This is a genomic window from Methanosarcina sp. MSH10X1 (assembly GCF_004099695.1).
Classification (GTDB): Archaea; Halobacteriota; Methanosarcinia; order Methanosarcinales; family Methanosarcinaceae; genus Methanosarcina.
This window is the reverse complement of sequence record NZ_SCHL01000010.1, coordinates 84,737-105,478: the sequence shown is the minus strand read 5'-3', so window position 1 is coordinate 105,478 and position 20,742 is coordinate 84,737. Positions and strand designations below refer to the sequence as shown.

At 45.1% G+C, this 20,742-nt stretch carries 22 protein-coding genes; 16 read left to right on the top strand and 6 right to left on the bottom strand.

The window, feature by feature from the left end; genetic code table 11:
* Window positions 1-251 precede the first annotated feature (251 nt).
* Window positions 252-1,451, top strand: coding sequence for a glycosyltransferase family 4 protein (locus tag EQO05_RS09805; RefSeq protein ID WP_128506038.1), 1,200 nt, complete (start codon window positions 252-254; stop codon window positions 1,449-1,451).
* A 400-nt stretch (window positions 1,452-1,851) separates the two neighbouring features.
* Here the strand turns inward: EQO05_RS09805 and EQO05_RS09800 are convergent, their stop codons facing one another.
* From EQO05_RS09800 to EQO05_RS09790, 3 genes are all read right to left on the bottom strand, one after another.
* Entirely contained in the window at window positions 1,852-2,487 is a 636-nt protein-coding gene (locus EQO05_RS09800) for a DUF2150 family protein (RefSeq protein WP_128506036.1), read from the bottom strand.
* A 73-nt stretch (window positions 2,488-2,560) separates the two neighbouring features.
* The gene (locus EQO05_RS09795; RefSeq protein ID WP_128506034.1) at window positions 2,561-3,010 is read right to left on the bottom strand and encodes a UPF0179 family protein; all 450 of its coding nucleotides are present in this window, start codon (window positions 3,008-3,010) and stop codon (window positions 2,561-2,563) included.
* A gap of 334 nt (window positions 3,011-3,344) precedes the next feature.
* Complete coding sequence (locus tag EQO05_RS09790) at window positions 3,345-4,409, bottom strand: NAD(P)-dependent glycerol-1-phosphate dehydrogenase (RefSeq protein WP_205793767.1); 1,065 nt, start codon at window positions 4,407-4,409, stop codon at window positions 3,345-3,347.
* A 603-nt stretch (window positions 4,410-5,012) separates the two neighbouring features.
* On the opposite strand from EQO05_RS09790, the gene EQO05_RS09785 reads away from it, so the two are divergent.
* The 14 genes from EQO05_RS09785 (at window position 5,013) to EQO05_RS09725 (ending at window position 18,196) form a co-directional block, all read left to right on the top strand.
* Entirely contained in the window at window positions 5,013-5,870 is an 858-nt protein-coding gene (locus tag EQO05_RS09785; RefSeq protein WP_128506032.1) for a DUF63 family protein, read from the top strand.
* A 2-nt stretch (window positions 5,871-5,872) separates the two neighbouring features.
* Complete coding sequence (locus EQO05_RS09780) at window positions 5,873-6,703, top strand: stage II sporulation protein M (protein ID WP_240664547.1); 831 nt, start codon at window positions 5,873-5,875, stop codon at window positions 6,701-6,703.
* A gap of 338 nt (window positions 6,704-7,041) precedes the next feature.
* On the top strand, window positions 7,042-8,205 hold the full coding sequence (locus EQO05_RS09775; protein ID WP_128506030.1) for a formate--phosphoribosylaminoimidazolecarboxamide ligase family protein: 1,164 nt from the start codon (window positions 7,042-7,044) through the stop codon (window positions 8,203-8,205).
* 345 nt (window positions 8,206-8,550) lie between these two features.
* Entirely contained in the window at window positions 8,551-9,777 is a 1,227-nt protein-coding gene (locus EQO05_RS09770; protein WP_128506069.1) for a translation initiation factor IF-2 subunit gamma, read from the top strand.
* Window positions 9,774-10,142 carry a PIN domain-containing protein gene (locus EQO05_RS09765; RefSeq protein WP_128506028.1) on the top strand — a complete coding sequence of 123 codons (369 nt, stop codon included), beginning with the start codon at window positions 9,774-9,776 and terminating at the stop codon, window positions 10,140-10,142. The genes EQO05_RS09770 and EQO05_RS09765 overlap by 4 nt, the downstream gene beginning before the upstream one ends.
* A gap of 59 nt (window positions 10,143-10,201) precedes the next feature.
* Window positions 10,202-10,786, top strand: coding sequence for a DNA-directed RNA polymerase (locus EQO05_RS09760; protein WP_128506027.1), 585 nt, complete (start codon window positions 10,202-10,204; stop codon window positions 10,784-10,786).
* A gap of 17 nt (window positions 10,787-10,803) precedes the next feature.
* Window positions 10,804-10,989 (top strand): transcription elongation factor subunit Spt4, encoded by a 186-nt coding sequence (gene spt4, locus EQO05_RS09755; protein ID WP_128506025.1) that lies wholly within the window; start codon window positions 10,804-10,806, stop codon window positions 10,987-10,989.
* Window position 10,990: 1 nt separating this feature from the next.
* A complete protein-coding gene (locus tag EQO05_RS09750) occupies window positions 10,991-11,578 on the top strand; it encodes a GTP-dependent dephospho-CoA kinase family protein (protein WP_128506023.1) in 588 nt (195 codons plus the stop codon).
* Window positions 11,559-11,864, top strand: a complete 306-nt coding sequence (locus EQO05_RS09745) for a 30S ribosomal protein S24e (protein WP_128506021.1) — start codon at window positions 11,559-11,561, stop codon at window positions 11,862-11,864. Before EQO05_RS09750 ends, EQO05_RS09745 begins: the two co-directional genes overlap by 20 nt.
* 15 nt (window positions 11,865-11,879) lie before the next feature.
* Window positions 11,880-12,029: a 30S ribosomal protein S27ae gene (locus EQO05_RS09740; protein ID WP_128506019.1), complete on the top strand. Its 150-nt coding sequence runs from the start codon at window positions 11,880-11,882 to the stop codon at window positions 12,027-12,029.
* A gap of 373 nt (window positions 12,030-12,402) precedes the next feature.
* Complete coding sequence (locus tag EQO05_RS15565; protein ID WP_164888526.1) at window positions 12,403-12,567, top strand: hypothetical protein; 165 nt, start codon at window positions 12,403-12,405, stop codon at window positions 12,565-12,567.
* A gap of 261 nt (window positions 12,568-12,828) precedes the next feature.
* Window positions 12,829-15,867, top strand: a complete 3,039-nt coding sequence (locus EQO05_RS09735; protein WP_128506017.1) for a tetratricopeptide repeat protein — start codon at window positions 12,829-12,831, stop codon at window positions 15,865-15,867.
* A gap of 123 nt (window positions 15,868-15,990) precedes the next feature.
* Window positions 15,991-17,628: a bifunctional N(6)-L-threonylcarbamoyladenine synthase/serine/threonine protein kinase gene (locus EQO05_RS09730; RefSeq protein ID WP_128506015.1), complete on the top strand. Its 1,638-nt coding sequence runs from the start codon at window positions 15,991-15,993 to the stop codon at window positions 17,626-17,628.
* Window positions 17,621-18,196 (top strand): XTP/dITP diphosphatase, encoded by a 576-nt coding sequence (locus EQO05_RS09725; protein WP_128506013.1) that lies wholly within the window; start codon window positions 17,621-17,623, stop codon window positions 18,194-18,196. The genes EQO05_RS09730 and EQO05_RS09725 overlap by 8 nt, the downstream gene beginning before the upstream one ends.
* A 143-nt stretch (window positions 18,197-18,339) precedes the next feature.
* On the opposite strand, the gene EQO05_RS09720 is transcribed toward EQO05_RS09725, so the two are convergent.
* Window positions 18,340-18,813: a hypothetical protein gene (locus EQO05_RS09720; protein WP_240664544.1), complete on the bottom strand. Its 474-nt coding sequence runs from the start codon at window positions 18,811-18,813 to the stop codon at window positions 18,340-18,342.
* Between the two features lie 261 nt (window positions 18,814-19,074).
* Between EQO05_RS09720 and EQO05_RS09715 the strand changes: the two genes are divergently transcribed.
* Window positions 19,075-19,674, top strand: a complete 600-nt coding sequence (locus EQO05_RS09715; protein ID WP_128506011.1) for a hypothetical protein — start codon at window positions 19,075-19,077, stop codon at window positions 19,672-19,674.
* A gap of 37 nt (window positions 19,675-19,711) precedes the next feature.
* Here the strand turns inward: EQO05_RS09715 and EQO05_RS09710 are convergent, their stop codons facing one another.
* Together EQO05_RS09710 and EQO05_RS09705 are read right to left on the bottom strand one after the other, a co-directional pair.
* Complete coding sequence (locus EQO05_RS09710) at window positions 19,712-20,497, bottom strand: cyclase family protein (protein ID WP_240664542.1); 786 nt, start codon at window positions 20,495-20,497, stop codon at window positions 19,712-19,714.
* 9 nt (window positions 20,498-20,506) lie between these two features.
* Window positions 20,507-20,695, bottom strand: coding sequence for a DUF362 domain-containing protein (locus tag EQO05_RS09705; protein ID WP_240664540.1), 189 nt, complete (start codon window positions 20,693-20,695; stop codon window positions 20,507-20,509).
* Between the last annotated feature and the right edge of the window lie 47 nt (window positions 20,696-20,742).

Sequence of the window (20,742 nt, the reverse complement as noted above, 5' to 3'; positions counted from 1 at the left end):
GAAGAAGTAATCTTAATGCGGAAACCGCCTTTGTATTACGTAAATCAAGATCATACCCTTTTACCTGTATATAGTAAATTAAAGGCTTAAGGGTACAGAGTTATAGAAACTGTGGAGAACTGAGTTCAGTGAACTTGAGATTAATAGAACTGAATTCAGCAAACTGAAGAATGTATTAAAAAGGCAAGGGGAAGCCTGCATTCTCCGTTACTCCTTAACTCCCGTTTTGACAAAAAGGGATAAGTGAGCCTATGAAAAAGCTTCGAATAGGAATGTTTACCTGGGAAAGTTTGTATTCGATACGTGTAGGAGGAATCTCACCCCATGTATCCGAACTCTCGGATGCGCTTGCGGCAGAGGGACATGAGGTCCACCTGTTTACACGAGATCGTGAAGATAAAGACGAATTAATCAATGGGGTATATTATCACAAGATTGCCTGTGACCAGAGCGGAGGAATCGTAGAACAGATGAACCGGATGTGTGATGGTATGTACTGCCGGTTCCTTGAAGTGAGCGAAAGTACAGGAGAATTTGATGTGCTTCATGGTCACGACTGGCATCCTGTAAATGTTCTGTGCAGGATAAAAGCCCAGTTCGGACTGCCTTTTGTACTTACCTTCCATAGTACGGAATGGGGGCGCAACGGAAACCGCCACGGGGACTGGTGGGAAGCAAAGGAAATCTCACACAGGGAGTGGCTCGGAGGTTATGAATCTTCGGATATTATCGCAACCTCGACTGTACTGAAGGAAGAAGTTAAACACATATACAAGATTCCCGATTACAAGCTATGGGAAATTCCTAACGGCATAAATGTAGGAAAGATAAAAAGACAGATTGACCCCGGAGATGTGAAAAGGCACTATGGCATCCATCCATGTCTTCCGGTTGTGCTTTTTACGGGACGGATGTCTTATCAGAAAGGACCTGACCTGCTGGTGGAAGCGGCAGCTAAAGTCCTGAAAAAGAGGAATGCCCAGTTTGTGCTTATAGGCGAAGGGGACATGCGCTCCCAATGCGAGAATCAAGCCCACAGGCTTGGAATCGGAAACTCGTGCAATTTCCTCGGGTATGCCCCGGATAATACCGTAATAGACTGGTTTAACGCCTGCGACCTTGTTTGTGTGCCAAGCCGGAACGAGCCTTTCGGAATCGTGGTGCTTGAAGCCTGGGATGCTAAAAAACCTGTAGTTGCAAGCGATGCTGTCGCCCTTGTGGAGAATTTCAGGACAGGTGTTGTCGCCCACAAAGAACCTTCTTCTATCGCCTGGGGTCTCAATTACGTCCTTGAAGGGCTTGGTCACAACCGGATGGGAGAAAAAGGTTACGACCTCCTCAAAAAACGATACAACTGGAAAACAATAGCTGAAAAGACTCTCGAGGTATACGAAAAAGTGATTGAAAAGCATACATCTGGAGCAGGAAAGTTAGTTGAAGCTGCAAAGTAGAGAGGAAGTAATCCTATAAGAGCTCGGACCACTTAGTAAAAACATGAAATGCCTGGTTAAAGCCCGGACTCGGGATGACCAGGATAGAAGTCTGTTCAATATCCAGGCTTTTATTAATATTTATTTTTTAATAGGATTTACGCGGTTGAACTGATAAATCGATATGATTTTAACCATCAGCATTTTAGAAAATACATAAAAACGCAATGTCTAATGTGCTTGATTGTGTACTTCAAATGCGTAAGTCATATTTAATTGATTTTTCGATATATTTAGTTTTTCAACTGTTGTTTGAGTTAATATTCGGCTTTCTAACCGAATTTTATTTTTATAAATTTCCAAAGGACTTCCGCATTCCTGAAAAATTGGAAAGGGAATCCTTTGTTTGCAGAGGAACCTTTTAGGCGATATCCTCTTCGTCCTCTTCGTCAAATTCCTTGTAACTGTCGCTTCCTACCATTGCAGCTGAGATGGAATCGATTCCGTCAAGCCATTCTGCGACAATGCCATAGGGAAGTTCGGCCATAACCTCTTCAGGCAGGCTTTTTCCTTTTAGCACGAGCGCACCGCACAATGCTGTATAGTCAAGGGCAAGTTCAAGGTTGTCCGAAGCTTCAGCCTCGATGGCTGACTTTGCAAGCTCTTCAATATTGGCTCCCTCGTCATAGTCACCCATAACATAGGATTCGAAGGCGACAAGAGCCCCCATAAGGGAGGTCTGGACCGACTCGATCATAAGGTCGATGTCTTCGGAAATTGGCTCGACATCGGCAAGTACGATATCCCGGACTTCAGCCAGGATTTCCAGAGCTTTTTCTCTGGAGAGCATACCCTTATCAAAGCGTGCAGTCACTTTCAGGCAGGCAAGGATAACATCATCAACCATATTTACGAATATGGCACTTTCCTTTCCGGCTTCTTCTTCCGACTCCTTTATCTGGAAACCGCTCTCTTTTGCCCGTCCTAGCCAGTTTTCCCAGCGCTTTTGGGTATAAAATTCATAGGGGGGGACCTGGTTCATTTCCTGTTCAGGCACTTATAACACCGCTTTAACCTTTTTTATTTATTGATAATCAATCTTACTATTACTAAAATGTGTTTGTTTACATTCACCAGGACAACTTTACCTTTTTCAGAGAATAGTTGGCTTCGCACCTGGAGTCAAGACTTTCGAGAACCTCTACGATTTTGCATTTGTCGCCCTTTGAGAGCCCTTCAGGGTGGCAGACCTCATATACCCCGCATTCTCTCTTCCCGCACTTTGGAGACTCATACATAATTTTTGCCCCGTCGATTGCCTTTCTTGATTCCACCGTAGTCAGGATTGGAGCCCTGCTCACATCTACGGCAAGTACCCCGCTGTCGTGCAGGAAGCATTCATGGATGTCGTTGCTTCTGATTCTCTCGATCCTGTACCTGCGTCCGGGTTCAAGGTTAAGGCAGGTATTCTTCAGCCGACATTTCTTGCACTCGGGCATCTCACCTTTAAATATGAATTCCAGCCCTTCTCTTGCAAGCCGTGATCCGATGAGCGTTATTTTGGTATCGCTTTCTGTCATAATAACTCTTCCATCTGGTTATATTCGGGTTTTACCCCTGTTTCTCAGGGACGCCTTGAGCTTATCCCGGGATAATTTGAAATTCAACATCGGGATCTATTGAAATGATAATTTAATTGGGAGTTAGTTAATTACTTTAATTGGATTTCAAGTGATTATTTTAATTAGATTTAAGTGACTATTGATCGGAAATTATGCGGCTCCGAACTAATCGTTCCTTTTAACCGCTTTCCTTTTAACGGAGTTTGAGCAGTCGGACACCAGAATTGAATCCTGATACCGGTACTTTGAACGGATACTGATTCTCGGCTTTAGCCTGAATAAGAATAACTTTTCAATTTATGACCTTTGTGATTTTTGCGACTTTCTCAGCAGCCGAAAGGGTAAGGCCACTCCCGAGAATTGTATAACGTTCAGGGCGAATACTATGTGCATGTAACAGGGCTTCGATTATATATTTATCTTCTATACCCAGCTCTTCGGCAGTTACAGGGGCCCCTATTATTTTTAAGGCGTCCCTGATCTCCTGCCAGTTTCCGCCATGAAGGTACATCATCATAATTGTGCCAACTCCACATTGTTCTCCGTGAAGTGCGGGTTTTGGAGCTATCCTGTCAAGAGCATGGCTGAACATATGCTCCGAGCCTGAAGCAGGTCTGGAAGAGCCTGCAATACTCATCGCAATCCCGTTCGATACAAGAGCCTTTACCACAAGCCTTGCCGAAGTCTCGTGCTCGGGCTTGATTGAATCTGCATAATCTATAACGACCCGGGCAGCCATACGGGAGATCGCTGCCGCATATTCCCCAAAATATTCATTCCTGATCCTGCTTGCAAGCTCCCAATCCAGTACTGCCGTGTAATTGGAAATTATGTCTCCGCAGCCAGCTGCAAGAAGGCGGAAGGGAGCTGCAGAGATAATCTCGGTATCTGCAATAACGGCAATCGGAGCCTGAGCCTGTGCAGACTTGCTCCTCCCGTTATCCACAATTGAGGCACGAGAAGATGCAATGCCATCATGGGAAGCTGCAGTCGGCACGCTGATAAAAGGAAGCTCAAGCCGGGTCGAAGCAAGTTTCGCAAGGTCGATTGATCTGCCGCTTCCGACCCCGAGGAGAAAATTCGCCTCTACCTCAAGGGCTTTCTCCATAACCTTCTCAACTTCTTCAATAGTAGCTTTGCACGTTAGAACCGTCTCAGCGCTACTGCCTGCGCAATCAAGAAGGTTACAGACCCTCTTGCCTGCAATATCCCCTGTAGTATTTCCGGTTACTATCAGCGCATTCCCTTTCAATTTCAGGTCCCTGCAGACATATCCAACTTCTTCAAGCACACCATGCCCTACAAGTACATCTCTGGGAAGCTGCATCCATTTTGCGCTGTTTTTATCGATGGTCATTTCATACCTGCATCAATATTCGATCACTATAGAAGGTAAATGGTCCTATAAGCCCGGTACATATATGGAGACACAGATTTTCGATTATCGGCAGACTACAATATACGGGGCACATAATTTAATATGTTAACTTAATTCATTAACTTAATTCTTATTAATTCCAGTATTGCATGTACTTCAGAACTGATTTATTCAAGCGTTAATTTTGTCCAGGGGCTGACTTTGTTCTAGCGTTGATTCTGTTCCAGGACTTGTTTATTACAATTCTTTTATTCAGAACTTATTTAAGGGCATTTCGATGTTTATATCATTATAATTTATATGTTTACACTACTATAATTCCAATCTACATCACATATTATGTATGATTATAACATCAGGAGTATATATAATTATAAAAATGAAGTAATATATTAAGCTTAATCTCATAGTATATTAACCCTTACCGGGGTAAATTCTTCCGGAAAGAAATATCTGTCATTAGAACGAACATCGCGCACTGGAAAGGAATATTAAGTTCTTGATTAAGGAAGTAAGTTCGCCCTATACACAACAGTAAGTATTAATCGTATTAGGATATTGCCATTTTGAATGAGTGATAAGATGAGTTTTTTAACAGAGAAGATATCACAGTTTATTAATACCTATTATCTTGACCCCATAAGAGGTGATGAAGGGTATAATATAGTAAATACTTTTACCTGGGCAGTAGTACTGGGCATTTGTATATTCGGGATTTACAGGTTGCTTGAAAAGCTTGATGTGAAAATAACCCCGCGATTTATTGCATCTATCATCCCCTTCGTACTTGCAGGTTCTTCCCTGCGCGTAATTGAGGATTCCCCTGCAGGTATTTTCCACCCGCCATTTAGCTACCTTCTAATTACTCCCAATATTTACTTCCTGGTTTTCGCGATAACAGTAGGCTGCCTCTGGATTTCCATCCGGCTGCAGAAAGCAGGGATGATAAAGGACTTTCATCCAGCTTTCGCAGGCTTCGGACTCGCGTGGTTTTTCGTAAATCTTGCTGCTCTCCTGTATTTTGAGAATGTAGTAGCCTCGTATGTTCCCCTATTTGTGCTAGGTGCAGGAATAGGGCTGACCTTTATCTTCTACCTGATTGCTTACCACTTCAAATCCTCGATATTCACCGATCCCCTGAACCTTTCAATCCTGATGGTTCATATGATGGATGCTTCCTCAACCTACGTAGGGGTAGACAATCTCGGATACTTTGAAAAGCACGTCGTGCCGGCGTATCTTATTGATCTGACCGGCACCGCATTGGTTATGTATCCATTGAAGCTTATTATCTTTATAGGGGTTCTTTATGTACTTGACACTCAGTTTGAGGATGACGAACGTTCTTTGAACCTTAAAGTGTTAATCAAACTGGTCATCTTGATCCTTGGGCTTTCTCCTGCAACCCGGAACACGGTACGGATGATGCTGGGAATCTGAGAATGCCAGTAGCCGAGATAAAAACGATCAGGAAAGAGGCTTATGCACATGAATCAGGATCAAGCAGGGTGAAAACTACTGTGGGGATAGGTATGGAAAAAGAGAGAGACTATAATTTAGGAGAAAAAAGAGCAGGAGTACAGGCAGAAACTCCTGAAAGAGCGATAGAAAGCAGTGAATACGCTGTAGAAGATAAAAACTTTCTTCCCGGGAGTATTGCGGCAGAGCCCTCGCTCAATAACCAAAAAGATCCAAAAAAAGGGTTTACCGGATACTTACGCGTTATCTGGCCTTATACGGTAATCATGGCCTTTATATTTCTCGGGGCTCTGGTTACAGGCTATATCTCAGCGGAAAATTTCCCTTCAATGGCTGATGCCCTCAGGGAAAGTTTCAGTTCCCGTTTCGAGTCGCTCCTGACAATGGACCCTCTTTCCATAATGCTTGCTATCTTTCTTAACAATGCCTTTGTAAGCCTGCTTTTCCTGGTACTCGGGCTGGCTCTGGGAGTTCTTCCAGTTGTGTTTATTGCTTTCAATGGGTATCTTGTGGGAGTAATCGCTTACCTGGTAGCTCAGGAAAGGGGCATGCTCTTCATTCTGCTCGCCCTCCTCCCACATGGAATACTGGAACTGCCTATGGTTTTCCTGGCTGCGGGCATAGGGCTCCGGCTCGGACACCAGGTATTTTCCGCCCTTATAGGCAAGCCTACACAAATTAAAAAGGAGTTTAAAGACGGGCTGGTATTTTACTTCCGCTGGATCCTGCCTCTTCTCTTCGTTGCAGCCGCAATTGAGACCTTTATCACGCCTCTTATCCTGAGTTTCATATAAGAAAGCATCAAAGCCTGAGGAGAAGAAGCGGAACCTGAAACCACCGTAGAAAGTTAAGATATCTCTTTCGGGCTACCTTTTTCTGTTTTTAGAACTTTTCTAATCCATTCTCTTGCGACCTGTCTTTCATTATATAAATGATTACTTATATTAGAAAGGGTTTTAATAGGTAAAGCCGTTAATGGGGAAAACCTATCAGAATCTCTATTTCATAACACCTGGCAAATAGTAGTCAGGCCTGCACTTCAAAGAATCTCCACGCGAGTAGCAGGTTTGAAAAGCCATACCTATCACCATTTATTGAGAGGAATTATTTCCAAAGCCAAGGAACATCAGATATGATTGACAGGAAAGAAATTAAGGAAATCGTTGAAGGCTATTATGCTCACGCTGATAAAATAAAGGTAGGAACAATAGCTTCCCATTCAGGTCTTGACATTTGTGATGGCGCAGTTGAAGAGGAATTCAGGACTCTTGCTGTCTGCCAGGATGGCAGGGAGAAAACATACAGCGAATACTTCAGAGCACAGAGAGACCCTTACGGGAAAGTAAGAAGGGGGATTGTTGACGAGACCCTTGTCTTCAAAAAGTATAATGAGATCCTTCTACCCGAAAACCAGCAGAAACTCGTTGATGAGAATGTACTTTTCATCCCCAATCGTTCTTTTACCTCCTACTGCAGTATAGATGAGATAGAAGAGAATTTTAGAGTGCCTCTTGTAGGAAGCCGGAATCTGCTTAGGAGTGAAGAACGCAGTGAGCAGCAGAGTTATTACTGGATTCTGGAAAAAGCAGGTCTTCCTTTCCCGGAAAAAATCGAGTCTCCAAAAGATATTAATGAACTTGTAATGGTCAAGCTTCCGCATGCAGTAAAAAAACTCGAAAGAGGATTTTTTACCGCCTCAAGTTACAGGGAATACCTGGAGAAATCCGAAGCCCTCATAAAACAGGGAGTTATCACACCGGAAGCTCTTGAAAGCGCAAGAATAGAGCGTTATATTATAGGTCCTGTATTCAATCTTGATATGTTTTACTCTCCAATCGAGCCGAAGATGAGTAAGCTGGAACTTCTTGGCATTGACTGGCGCTTTGAGACCAGCCTTGATGGGCACGTAAGGCTTCCTGCTCCGCAGCAAATGGCTCTTGCCGAACATCAGCTAACTCCCGAATACACGGTGTGTGGTCATAACTCAGCAACCCTGAGGGAGTCCCTGCTTGAAAAAGTATTCGAAATGGGAGAAAAATATATAAAAGCTACCCAGGAACATTATGCACCCGGAATAATAGGACCTTTCTGCCTGCAGACCTGCGTGGATAAGGATCTTAACTTCTATATATATGATGTTGCCCCAAGAGTAGGCGGCGGGACCAATGTACATATGTCAGTAGGCCATTCTTACGGCAACTCGCTCTGGAGAAGACCGATGAGCACAGGAAGAAGGCTGGCCTTTGAGATCAGGCGCGCCCTGGAGCTGGAGAAGCTTGACGCAATCGTCACATAAATTTATTAAGGCTTTCCGGCATTAGTAGATATGAATTATGCAGGATACCGTAAACTTTAAAAGTATCGCCTGAATCTGCAAGCTTTAAACTGCGAGAGAAAATTTAGTGACAGCCCTTCGTGGGTATCCTTTCGGAGATTCGGGATACGGATTGGGCCGGGGAAAGATTCCGGCTTGAAATTCCGCTTTAAATTGAAACTTATATTTAAAATTATAGGTCAGGTGAGTTCAGGGTTGGAAGCTTCGGACTCACTTGAAAAAGTAATTCAAATTATTATGGTACAGGTTTCGGATAAAGACCTGTTTTATATCGGATCACTTCACTTTACTGGAGGAAACTACAACTTGAGTCAGCCTTGTGTTAATATCGGCATGGTAGGACATGTCGACCATGGAAAAACTACACTTGTTAGAGCCCTATCAGGCGTCTGGACAGATACACATAGTGAGGAAGTAAAAAGAGGGATTTCTATCAGACTGGGGTATGCAGACTCCCCATTCATGAAATGCCCAAAATGCCCTTCCCCCCAATGTTACACTGTGGAAAAAACCTGCCCCACCTGTGGGGAAAAGACTGAAGAGCACAGGACTGTGTCCTTTGTAGACGCCCCGGGGCACGAAACCCTGATGGCTACCATGCTTTCAGGCGCCGCAATTATGGACGGGGCAGTGCTGGTAATTGCCGCAAACGAAGACTGCCCGCAGCCCCAGACAAAAGAACACCTTATGGCCCTGGATATAATAGGGATCAAGAATATTGTAATAGTACAGAATAAGATCGACCTTGTATCCAGAGAGCGCATTATCGAGAACTATCACCAGATAAAAGAATTTGTAAAGGGCACGGTCGCAGAAAATGCACCTGTAATCCCGATTTCGGCGCAGCAGAATATTAATATCGATATTCTTATCGATGCTCTGGAAACCGAAATTCCTGCCCCGGTCCATAAAGTTGACAGGCCTGCCAGCATGCTGATTGCGCGTTCTTTTGATATTAACAAGCCAGGGGCTTCAATCGACGAGATCCGCGGAGGAGTTATCGGGGGCACTCTCACTGAAGGCGTTCTTCACCCCGGAGACGAGCTGGAAATAAGGCCCGGAATTAAGGTTACCACAGAAGGTGCTACAAGATGGGTCCCGATTCTGACAACGGTTTCGTCAATCTTTGCAGGCCCGACAATGGTAGAAGAAGCAACTCCCGGAGGCCTTCTGGCTGTCGGAACTCATCTTGACCCTACCCTTACAAAGGGCGACTCTTTAACAGGACAGATCGCAGGTACACCAGGTACCCTTCCTGACACCAGGCACCAGTTCGTCATGGAATTACACCTGCTTGAGAGGGTAGTGGGAGTTACGAGGGAAGAAAAAATCAACGAGATCAAGACCAGTGAACCCCTTATGCTCAACATAGGAACTGCAACTACAGTAGGAGTGGTTACAAGTGCCCGGAAAAACGAAGCACAGGTAGCCCTCAAGCGCCCGATAAGCGCAGCCATCGGGTCAAGGGTTGCAATCAGCAGGAGAATTGACTCCCGCTGGAGGCTAATTGGAGTAGGGGTAATTAAGAGTTGAAAGTTATAATCGATACTAACGGGTTCATGATCCCGGTCCAGTTCGGAGTCGATATTTTCGAAGAACTGAAAAGACTGGGGCTTGACGAATTTTTTGTGCCTGAGGCTGTAGTATTCGAGATAGAAAAACTCATAAAACGGGAAAAAGGTTCGAACAGAACAGCTGCAAAGGTTGCCAGGTCCATGATGGACAGGTGCGAGCGTATAACTGCTGCTACAGGACCTGCGGATGATGTAATTCTCAGGCTGGCAAAAGAAATGGGAGCAGCTGTTCTGACAAATGACATCGGGTTGAAGCGCAGGCTTGCCGAAGAAGGGATCCAGACCATCTCCCTGCGCCAGAAAAACAAACTGGATTTTGTCTGAAAGACTATATTATTTTACCGGGCAGCATTGAATTGATTGTATTTACGGGTGATTAGCAGATGTATAAAATGATGAAACTCGTTGATACGGTTCGCATCCCTCCTACCTTTTTGGGAGCAGAGGTAATGCCTACTGTAAAAAACGCGTTAAGAGAAAAACTCGAGGGGCAGGTTGACAAAAAGCTTGGGTCTCTCGTTGCGGTTTGCAAGATCGTCGAGATAGGGGAAGGGCACATCCTCGTAGGAGACGGGGCAGTATATTATGATGTGACATTCGAAGCAATAATGTTTGTGCCTGAGCTCCAGGAAATTATTGAGGGTGAAGTTGTTGAGGCAGTCGGTTTCGGAGTTTTCATAGGAATGGGACCAATGGATGGACTGCTTCACGTCAGCCAGATTACGGATGATTTTATTTCATACGACGCTAAGAACGCAAGACTCGTGGCAAAGAACGGAGGCAAAGCCATTTCCGAAGGTGACCACGTAAGAGCCAGAGTTGTTGCGGTAAGTATTAACGAGAGAGAGCCAAAAGAAAGCAAGATCGGGCTTACAATGCGTCAAACTGCTCTTGGAAAACTTCAATGGCTCGAAGAAGCCCGTAAAAAGAAGCAGCCCCATGAAGCTACTCCTGAAGGAACTGCCTGAAAAGGGAGAGGATTTGTATGGCAGAAAAAGTGTGTAGACACTGCATGAGAGTCCTGGAAGGGCAAACCTGCGTAATCTGCGGGACTTCGGATCTGGCAGAGGAATGGAGTGGGCTTGTAATTATCCTGGACGCTGAACGCTCGGAAATAGCAAAGAAACTTGGGGTTGACATTCCGGATAAATTTGCTCTGAAGGTGCGCTGATTTGAGTGTTCATATTGAGCTTCCGAGAGAACTCCGTCCACTTATGAAGAAACCTCTGGGCACGCTTTACAGGGGTAAAGGCAGGGATACAATAGAGAAACTTGCAGGAGAGCTTGGAAGCCCCACAAAACTTATATCCGTAGGGGATGTTACTACATTCCACCTGCTTGAGGCCGGGATTATTCCGGATATCTGTATTGTGGACAACCGCACAAAAAGGAAGCCTGTCTCCAGTGATATGTCGGCCCGGAACATGGACAAGGTTTACAACGAAGTGTCTGTGGACAACCCCGCGGGAATTATTACCGATGAGTTGATTAAAACCCTTTGTGAAGCCTTTGCTTCCGAAAAACCTCTAAGGATCTTTGTAAGGGGGGAAGAGGACCTGGCAACCCTTCCTGTAATCCTTCTGGCTCCTCTGGGTGCTGTGGTCCTGTACGGACAGCCCGATGAAGGTGTGGTCTTTGTAAAGGTTACTGAGGAGAAAAAAGGGGAGATAAGAGCTCTCTTTGAGAAACTCATCAGCAAAAATCAGAATTACGAATTGGATAAAATACGGAGAATTTTAGATGGACATAAGAATACTTAAAGATAAGAAAAATGCACTTTTAAACCGAAGGGAACTGGATTTCATTGTGAAATATGAAGGTTCGACTCCTTCCAGAAGTGACATTAAGAATAAACTCGCTGCAATGCTGAACGCCCCTCTTGAACTGCTGGTAATCCAGAGAGTCAAAACCGAATACGGTATGCAGGAAGGCAAGGGCTATGCCAAGCTTTATGAAGACGCCGACCGCATGAAACAGGTAGAACTGAATTACGTTCTGAAGAGAAACGCTATCCCAGGTACGGAAACTGAGGGAGAAGAGGCTTAAGCGAGGTGTATATAGATGACAGTAAAAGATTATTATAAAGTCCAGGGCGACTCCGTAACCAGACTCAAACAGTTCTGCCCCAGATGCGGACCAGGTACATTCCTCGCCGATCATAAAAACCGCCTCGCCTGCGGGAAGTGCGGCTACACCGAATTCAAGAAGTAACCTGCTTAATGAATTAATCTGACTCTTTTCAACCCGAACCGCAGGAAATTTCCTGTGGTTCATTTCACTCACCCGACTCCTGGCTCAGGAGAACAGCCCGAGTTATGCCAGTAGCTGCATCCATGCGGTACATTGCCTTTTTTTCATTATGTTTCTCACTCCAAGGTCTCATGAACATTTTAAGTATAGCGATTGAGAAAAACCGGAAAGACAATAGTTTAGTTTTCAAAATCGGGCCAGCGAATAGAAAACCGTTTATTTCCAGAATATTATATTTATGGCAAGTTACGTTACTTTCTCCACAAGCTCAGGCGAGAATATAGATAATTGGAAAAGCTAAGGAAACATTTTCTGGCAAGAAAAGGAGAAAAACATGCCGCACGAAGAAAACGAGAGAATAATAACTATCAAAATAAAGGAAGGAAGCATACAAAACCTGGAAATCGAAGGAATAAAGCAAAAGCCCCTTATCATGCGGAATGTGACCCTGAAAAACGTCAGGTTAATTATAAGGCTGCCGCCGCAAAAAAAGAATTGACGAAATTGGGAGCAGTATTAATTGTATCTTTCTCTATTTATTTTCTTACTCCAGCCTTCTACCTATTCTCAAATTATATTTTTTTCCTGTTTTCCCTATGAGTGTTTTCATTATAAATTGTCCAGGTTTGAGTTTAGGTGAACTGGGAAATGAGGGAGATTTAAATCAGTAACTATCTTCTGTGCCCGTATTTATAATAGGCATCATATATAATTAAATGAATTTTATTAACCAAATTTTACTCAAAGATTCCGAGGGCATATGAATTCTCTTTATGCCAGAGCCTGGTACAGTAAAGCCCTTGCTCTTTTGAACCTGAAAAACCAGATCGGGTCAGAGAAAAATTTTGAAAGGGCGCTTGAAGCTTTCGATGCCGTACTTGAGGTGAGCCCTGACGATAGTATTGCCTGGCAATACAGGGGAAATATACTTCGCTACCTGGACCGACCGGAGGAAGCTCTGCAGGCTTTTGACCGGGCTCTTAATTTTGATCCGGATAATGTGCCTGCCCGTTACCTCAAAGGACTAACCTTCGGATACCTTAACCTGCCTGAGCAGGCACTTGATGCTTTTGAATGCGTGCTTGCAAGAGATAAGCAGCATGCAGGTGCGCTGTACTACAGCGGGCTTGCTTTAAAACAACTCTCACGAAACGAAGAAGCCCTGGAGGCTTTTACAAGAGCCGTCGAGCTTAATCCCGAAAATCTGAAAGCATGGTATTACAGAGGAACAGCCCTCTCAGCACTTGGGAGAAATGAGGAGTCACTTGAGGCTTATGGGAAAACCCTGATGCTGGAACCTTCGCATTCGGGAGCATGGGAAGGTGAAGCAAAAGCATACCTTGCCCTGGGCAGAAGGAGAGAAGCTTTGAGAGCCTGTGAAAAGTCTCTGGAACTCCAACCTGCATCTGCTGCTGCCTGGGAAACCCAGGGCAGAATTCTCAGCGGCATGGGAAGAAAGGAAGAGGCTCTTTCAGCCTTCGAAAAAAGCCTTATTATTGAGCCCGGTAACGCAAAAAACAGGCTCGAAAAAGGCAGGCTTCTCGGAAGACTTGGCAGGTGCAGGGAAGCACTTGAGGCATTTGAAGGTGCACTTGAGCTGGACAGCTCCCTACTGGAAGCGGAAATTGGCAAAGGAAAAGCCCTGCTGGCTCTTGGAAGATATCAGGAATCCCTTAACGCTTTCAGGAAGACCCTTGAAGCCGACCCTTCGAGTCCGGAGGGATGGGGAGGAACAGGCGGCTGTTTCCTAGCTCTGGACAGACTTCACGGAGCTCTGCAGGCTTATGAAAAAGCCCTTTTGTCAGGGGCTGAAAATAGCGGCATTCTTAGCGGGCTTGGAGAAGTATATTATAAGCTTGAAGAATATTCCAGAGCTCTCACGAATTTCGAGAAAGCTCTCAGGCTTGACCCCGAAAATCTTTTTGCATGGAACGGAAAAGGAAACGCGCTTTGCAAGCTTGGAAAATACAGGGAGGCTTTGCAAGCCTATGAAACGCTCCTGGAGCTTGACTATGAAAGCCTGCCTGCCCGCTATAACCGGGGAGTTGCCCTTTCCCGGCTCAAACATCAGGAAAAGGACTTCAAAGAGATTCTCGAAACCCAGCTCCAGACAGCTTTTAAAAAATACCTGGAATTGTCAGGAGAACTTCCGGAGGGAGAAAACGGGGAGAACTGGAAATACCGGGGTTTTGCTTTTGCCGAGCTTGGAGAATATAATGAGGCTTTCAAAGCTTTTAGCAATGCCACGAAAAAGGATCTCGAAAGTTATTCTCCGTTGATGTGGAAAGGAATTACTCTCATTTGCTTGAAAAGATATGAGGAAGCTCTGGAAATTCTGGAGGAAGCAGAAAGAACTTTTTATGCAACAGAAGAAGCAAAGGTGCCCATGAAAAATGAGGAGGGTAAAGAACCTGGAATATTCAATCCTGCTGGAAAAAAATCCAGGCTGGGAATTCTCATGAGTGCTAAAGGGCTTGCTCTGGATGCTCTTGGCAGATATAAGGATGCTTTAGATGCTTTTGAGAGCGCAAGAAAGTTTTCCGAAGACAAAAGAGTTGGATGTTCAGAAGAAGGTCTTGTTTTTGCACACTGCGGAGAATGGGAAAAAGCCCTGAAAGCATTTGATAAAATCCTGACCCTTGATCCTCAAAATACCAGGGCTTCCGTTATGAAAGCCTTTGCTCTCATAAGGCTGCAGGAGTTTGAGAAAGCGGTTGCAGTTTTAGAAAAGCTGGCAGCAGATGATGTAAACTCGGATTTGCCTGCCTGCCTGCTGGGCTTTGCCTGCTTCAGGCTGGAAGATTTTGAAAGGGCTCTCGAAGCATACAGGAAAGCAATCAGCGCAAACCCGAAAGATTTCCACTCCAGGAACGGGCTTGCAGAGCTTTACTTCAGGGTGGGAAACTGCAGGGGCGCACTAAAAGAACTTGAAGCCTCGATTTCGGAAGCTCCTGAGAATGCATTCTCAAGAAACCTGAAAGGGAGAGTGGAACTTGAGGAACAGGCATGCGAGGAAGCGCTTGAGTCTTTCAGGCGTGCTCTTTCTCTGAATACCGAAGACCGGAGATTTCTGCTCTGGGAAGCTTACGCAAGGTATATGTATGCGGAAGCCTCTCTTGAAGAAAATAGCACACATTTCAGGCACATGCTCCTTGCAGCCGCGGGAAAGCTTGAAAAAGCAGCTATCTGGCAGAAACCCCAGGATAATGAGCTGAAAGCTTATGCCCTTTATTTTCAGGGTCTTTTTTACTGCCGGGCCCGTTATTTCCAGAAAGCTGCCGAAAGGCTTGAGGAATGCCTTAAACCGGAAACCCCGGACAGAGTAAAAAGGCCTGCAGCCCTGCTCCTTAAAAATATTCGTACCGGCCCTCTGAGACCTCCCTGGTGGGAATGGTGGCTGAATTCGAGGAAAAACAGCCTGCTTAAAAAGACGAGTTTCGGGCTCATCGTTCTATTTATATTCAGCCTTCTGCTGTCACATCCGGCAGCCTTATCCCTTCCAGTTATCGCCTGGCCAGCCTCGTATGTAAATTACGTTTTTTCGCTCACAGGTTATATCTCCTGGCCGGTTTACGGCACAGAGTACGTAATATTTATCCTGTTTCTGTTTTCTATCCTGCTCCTGCCCGGACTGAGGCAAGGCAGAGCAGAAGAACCTGAACTTGAGACTCTTACTCCTCCCCCTCCGGATCTTGATATCCCTTTATCCATACTTGAGGAGTTTTGTGAAAGGCTTGAAAGGAACCTGTTTTCTCCCGAACCTATGGAAGAAAACGTGCGAAAACTCGGAATTATTTGAAGCCCTGGCAAAAGAAGAGCTTGGGAACTCCGGAAAGCACTCAGGAAAGCAAATGTATATAAGCTCTCTACTGTATTATCGGAGGCAGTGACAGCAAAAAGGACTGGAAGGAGACCGTAAGCCTTGAAAAACACGTTAATCCTTGGAATCGAGGGCACTGCCTGGAATCTGAGTGCCGCAATCGTGACCGAGACCGAAATTATTGCCGAAGTCACAGAGACCTACAAACCCGAGACCGGAGGAATTCACCCCAGGGAAGCCGCCCAGCACCACGCCAAATACGCAGCCAGCGTTATAAAAAGGCTGCTTGCGGAGGCAAAAGAAAAGGGAGTCCAGCCTTCCGAGATTGACGGTATAGCTTTTTCCCAGGGACCCGGACTTGGGCCATGCCTTAGAACGGTTGCAACGGCAGCGAGAATGCTTTCCATATCCCTGGGTGTTCCCCTGATAGGGGTTAATCACTGCATTGCCCATATCGAAATTGGAATCTGGAGAACACCCGCAAAGGACCCTGTTGTTCTATACGTAAGCGGAGCCAATTCCCAGGTTATTTCCTATATGGGAAGGCGGTACAGAGTATTCGGGGAAACCCTGGATATAGGGCTTGGAAACGCCCTTGATAAATTTGCAAGGGGAGCTGGCCTCCCGCATCCGGGCGGGCCGAAAATCGAGGCATATGCAAAGAACGCAAACCGGTATATCCCACTCCCTTATGTCATAAAAGGCATGGACCTTTCCTTTTCCGGACTTTCTACGGCAGCCAGCGAAGCCCTGAAAAAAGCGTCTCTTGAGGATGTCTGCTATTCTTACCAGGAAACGGCTTTTGCAATGATTGTTGAGGTTGCAGAGCGAGCTCTTGCCCATACAGGGAAAAAGGAAGTTTTGCTGGCAGGAGGAGTCGGGGCAAATACCAGGCTTCGGGAAATGCTAAACGATATGTGCGAAGCCAGAAGCGCGAAATTCTATGTGCCCGAGAAACGTTTCATGGGGGACAACGGAACAATGATCGCATATACCGGGCTTCTGATGTATAAATCGGGAAATACACTGTCCCTTGAAGAATCCCGCGTAAACCCGAGTTTCCGGACTGACGATGTGAAAGTGACCTGGATCAGGGAAGAAGAGATGAAGAAGGTTCCTGAGATTTCCCCTGAAACTTCGCTCAGGATCGGGGAAATGCTAGATAACGGGGCCGAAGCTGTTGTTTATCTGGAAAAAGGATATGAGGGGAAGCAAGTACTTGTTAAGGAAAGAGTCCCGAAGGCTTACAGGCATAAAGAGATTGACGAGAGGATCAGGACCGAAAGGAACCGGACAGAAGCCCGCCTGATGTCTGAAGCCAGGCGCAATGGAGTTTCTACGCCGATTATCTATGACGTGGAAGATTTCAAGCTCAAGATGCAGTACATTGACGGGGTTCCCATAAAATACCTGATTACTCCTGAGCTTTCCGAAAAGGTGGGAGAGCTTGTAGGAAAACTCCATACCGCGGGTATAGTACATGGGGACCTGACAACTTCAAATCTCCTGCTTGCGGGCGAACGGCTTTATCTACTTGACTTCGGGCTTGCATATTTTGATAAAGGCCTTGAGTCGAGAGGTGTGGATGTCCATGTGCTTTTCCAGACGTTTGAAAGTACCCACCGCAACCACCAGGCCCTTATCGAAGCTTTCAAAAAAGGATACCAGAGAACTTTTATAGATTCAGAAGATGTACTCAAGCGCGTTGAAGAGATAAAAAAGAGGGCTCGTTATGCATAAGGTTGTATTTGTTACAGGAAATAAAGGCAAGTTTGCCGAGGTAAGGGATATCCTCAAGACTTTCGGGATTGAAGTAATTCAGGATAAAAACGGTTACCCTGAACTTCAGGAAGACGAACTTGAGCCCATTGCAGCCTACGGCGCGCAGCACGTTGCAAACAGACTGAACATGCCTGTAATGGTGGACGACTCCGGGATTTTCATAAAAGCTTTAAATGGCTTTCCAGGCCCTTACTCTCGTTTTGTGGAGGATAGGCTCGGAAATCCGAAAGTGCTCAAGCTCATGGAAAGGGAAACCGACAGGACAGCCTATTTTAAAACCGTAATAGGATATTGCGAACCCGGAAAAGAGCCTCTGGTCTTCCCGGGTGTAGTTGAAGGAAAAATCGCATATGAAGAGAGAGGTACAGGCGGTTTTGGCTACGACCCTATTTTCGAGTACCGGGGAACAACCTTCGGGGAACTCGGAGATGCCGAAAAAAATAAGGTCTCTCACCGGCGCAGGGCTATTGACAGCTTTCTGGAATGGTTTAAGGGTAAATTTGAAAATCCTGAAAATAAGGTTTGATAACAAGTTTTGAGATTGAAACCTGACAGCAAAACCGGAAAGTAAGGACTGCAAGTAACCTTAGTAAGCTTCAACCTCATAAAATTTAGAGGAAAGAGTGACCGAAAGAATTTTTATATAATCCTTCCTTTTTCCCACCTTTCTTATTCTTTCAGTTTACTTTTAAGTAAACCAAGGGCTACACTGAGCTGGTTCAGGCCCAGTTTCAGGGCGATAGTGATGACTCTGTTATTCGAGATATTGCCGAACTCGCGTTTGATTGCAAATAAATCCATAATACACTGCTGATCCAGAATAAGTGGTCCATCAAGCAGATCTTTTGAGGTCGAGCCTGGTTTTTGACCTTTAATCTCAACTTTCCTTGGTTCTATTTTTGCCCCATTTCCAGATTGTGCAGTGCCTCCTAGGCTCTCAGGCACTTCTTGTTTCTGCCCGTAAAGGCACTCCATCTGCTGGAGGCAATGAGTCAGGCAAACGCTCCTTATAAAGTCTTCAACTTCCATGCCGCTCATGCCTGCATATTTCTTTATTTCGGCAAGCTGCTCTTCCGAAAAAGGTATACAGAGCAGGTTTTCATCACATTCTTTTGTTATCCTGAACCCTCCATGTGTTTCCATTGTTTACTGGTCTTCTGCTTTCTTATTTTAATCCGACTTTTATTTGCCTTTCTTCAACTTGATTTCTTATTTTATTTTTGAGTAATTTTTCACTTTTCCTTCGATCGTCTACTCTTTATATCTTCTATTGTTTATGTTTTAATCTGTTCTTTATCCTTCAAGTTTTCCTTTTAGCCGTGCTTTCAGAGATAGTCCGTTAATCAAATCTATCCTCTGGAGTCTGGAGTAAAATTTTTATTATGTGCAGCATGTTAATATTATATGAGAAGTCTCGCTTCCGACACCGCGGCTGCAGATACTATCCCTATGAAACTGGTCGTATATCTCGGACTGCTCGCAGCAGTGCTAATGCTTCTGAACCAGGCATGGAATACAGCAAATCCTACCATGGAAGATGCACAAATTAAAGCCCAGGTTGAGGCCGCTTCCCTGTCAATCCGCTCAATTCAGGAGGGATACGCCCGGGATTCTGATGAGAGCTACAGTCCTGAAGGAACAATGTGTACTCTCGAATTTACCCTTCCGGCTTCAGTCAGGTACCTCAGCTTCGGAGTTGACCCTGATCCCGAATGTAACGGAAAGTTGAAGGACTCGGAATGGACTTATGAGAACAATACCATTATCTACCAGTACAAAAACGGGGTTAAAAAGAGATTATTTCTCGAAGGAAAGCCGGTGCATTTTATAAAAGGCAAACAAAACTCAGGAGGTGCATGGATGCCTTCCGAAAGCCAGGAAAACACCCTGACACTGCTACCTCCTGAGAAATCAGGAGTAGTAATCGAGTATCCGGTGTCAGGAGAGTTTGTTTTCGAACTGGTCGCGCAGAAAGGGATAAGATATACCATGTCTCATTTTTGAGGGGAGCCCGGAAACACGAAATACCGAAAATGAGAACTCAAGAGTAAGAGATTAATAAAGCTCTTGCAGGTGCGCCGTCACAGTTCTCAATTTTCAGGGGGAGGCACAGGAAGAAGTAAGTGCCGGTTGTTACGGAGTCGAGCTCAAGGCATTCTACTATGTTCACGTTACCTGAAAGAAGGATGTGATGGGCAGGTAGAGTTTCGGAATAAAGATCATCCACGGAAAAGCCATCAATTCCTACCGTCCTGAATCCTTTTTCCACAATCAAGGCTGCACTGCTCTCGTCAAGGTATGTAGAGCCAGGTTCCTCGTTCCCTGATTTCATACTCTGAGAACCTGATTCTGGACCGGAAGGGATAACTTCACCTGTCCCGCTCCCTTTTCGGGAAAGTGCTCCTGTTTTCAAAAGGAGAATCGGAGTATTTTCAGCGGTTACTGTATTCCTGAAGGCAGTTTCAAGAATATCCGCAGTAAGTGTACCTGACAGCAAAGAGAAGTCGAGAACAATGGCTTTGCCCATGAGGTTTTTGAGTTCCAGTTTGTCAATGGTCACGCCATTTTTCAGGATATGAGAAGGAGCATCGACATGGGTCCCGGTATGGCTTCCAAAGTTTAACCTTGATACGGCACAGCCTTCATTCTCAAGCGTACAGACCCTCTCAATTTCAGGCATAGGGTCTCCGGGGAAGATCTGTGTAAAAGGGGAAATCGGGGATGTGATGTCTATAATTTTTCCATTAACCGGGAATTCTCCCATATCAATCTGAGTTTTTTCCACGCTAACAGGAATTTTTTCCACATCTACCGGGATCTTTTCCATACTGACACCTTATTCCATATAGATGATGGACCTGTTAGTGCATTCATCTATGCATTTCATACAGAGGGTGCATTTTTTGAAGTCGATTTTCGCAAGTTCGTTTTCCTCATAAATTGCGCCCACAGGACACACATCCTTGCATTTTCCGCATCTTTTACAGCCGAAAACCACGACGTATCCGGTTTTTTCTGACATCATTGAACCTTTGGCGCCTTATGGATATATCAGTTTCTAAGGAAAAGCCA

Bases quoted from the DNA above. Each gene is read 5' to 3' on its own strand.
- EQO05_RS09725 (WP_128506013.1), top strand. From the start codon at position 17,621: ATGCATAAGGTTGTATTTGTTACAGGAAATAAAGGCAAGTTTGCCGAG.
- EQO05_RS09715 (WP_128506011.1), top strand. From the start codon at position 19,075: ATGAGAAGTCTCGCTTCCGACACCGCGGCTGCAGATACTATCCCTATG.
- EQO05_RS09775 (WP_128506030.1), top strand. From the start codon at position 7,042: ATGATTGACAGGAAAGAAATTAAGGAAATCGTTGAAGGCTATTATGCT.
- EQO05_RS09745 (WP_128506021.1), top strand. From the start codon at position 11,559: ATGGACATAAGAATACTTAAAGATAAGAAAAATGCACTTTTAAACCGA.
- EQO05_RS09705 (WP_240664540.1), bottom strand. From the start codon at position 20,695: ATGATGTCAGAAAAAACCGGATACGTCGTGGTTTTCGGCTGTAAAAGA.
- EQO05_RS09740 (WP_128506019.1), top strand. From the start codon at position 11,880: ATGACAGTAAAAGATTATTATAAAGTCCAGGGCGACTCCGTAACCAGA.
- EQO05_RS15565 (WP_164888526.1), top strand. From the start codon at position 12,403: ATGCCGCACGAAGAAAACGAGAGAATAATAACTATCAAAATAAAGGAA.
- EQO05_RS09795 (WP_128506034.1), bottom strand. From the start codon at position 3,010: ATGACAGAAAGCGATACCAAAATAACGCTCATCGGATCACGGCTTGCA.
- EQO05_RS09760 (WP_128506027.1), top strand. From the start codon at position 10,202: ATGTATAAAATGATGAAACTCGTTGATACGGTTCGCATCCCTCCTACC.
- EQO05_RS09805 (WP_128506038.1), top strand. From the start codon at position 252: ATGAAAAAGCTTCGAATAGGAATGTTTACCTGGGAAAGTTTGTATTCG.
- EQO05_RS09790 (WP_205793767.1), bottom strand. From the start codon at position 4,409: ATGACCATCGATAAAAACAGCGCAAAATGGATGCAGCTTCCCAGAGAT.
- EQO05_RS09785 (WP_128506032.1), top strand. From the start codon at position 5,013: ATGAGTTTTTTAACAGAGAAGATATCACAGTTTATTAATACCTATTAT.
- EQO05_RS09735 (WP_128506017.1), top strand. From the start codon at position 12,829: ATGAATTCTCTTTATGCCAGAGCCTGGTACAGTAAAGCCCTTGCTCTT.
- EQO05_RS09710 (WP_240664542.1), bottom strand. From the start codon at position 20,497: ATGGAAAAGATCCCGGTAGATGTGGAAAAAATTCCTGTTAGCGTGGAA.
- EQO05_RS09720 (WP_240664544.1), bottom strand. From the start codon at position 18,813: ATGGAAACACATGGAGGGTTCAGGATAACAAAAGAATGTGATGAAAAC.
- EQO05_RS09780 (WP_240664547.1), top strand. From the start codon at position 5,873: ATGCCAGTAGCCGAGATAAAAACGATCAGGAAAGAGGCTTATGCACAT.
- spt4 (WP_128506025.1), top strand. From the start codon at position 10,804: ATGGCAGAAAAAGTGTGTAGACACTGCATGAGAGTCCTGGAAGGGCAA.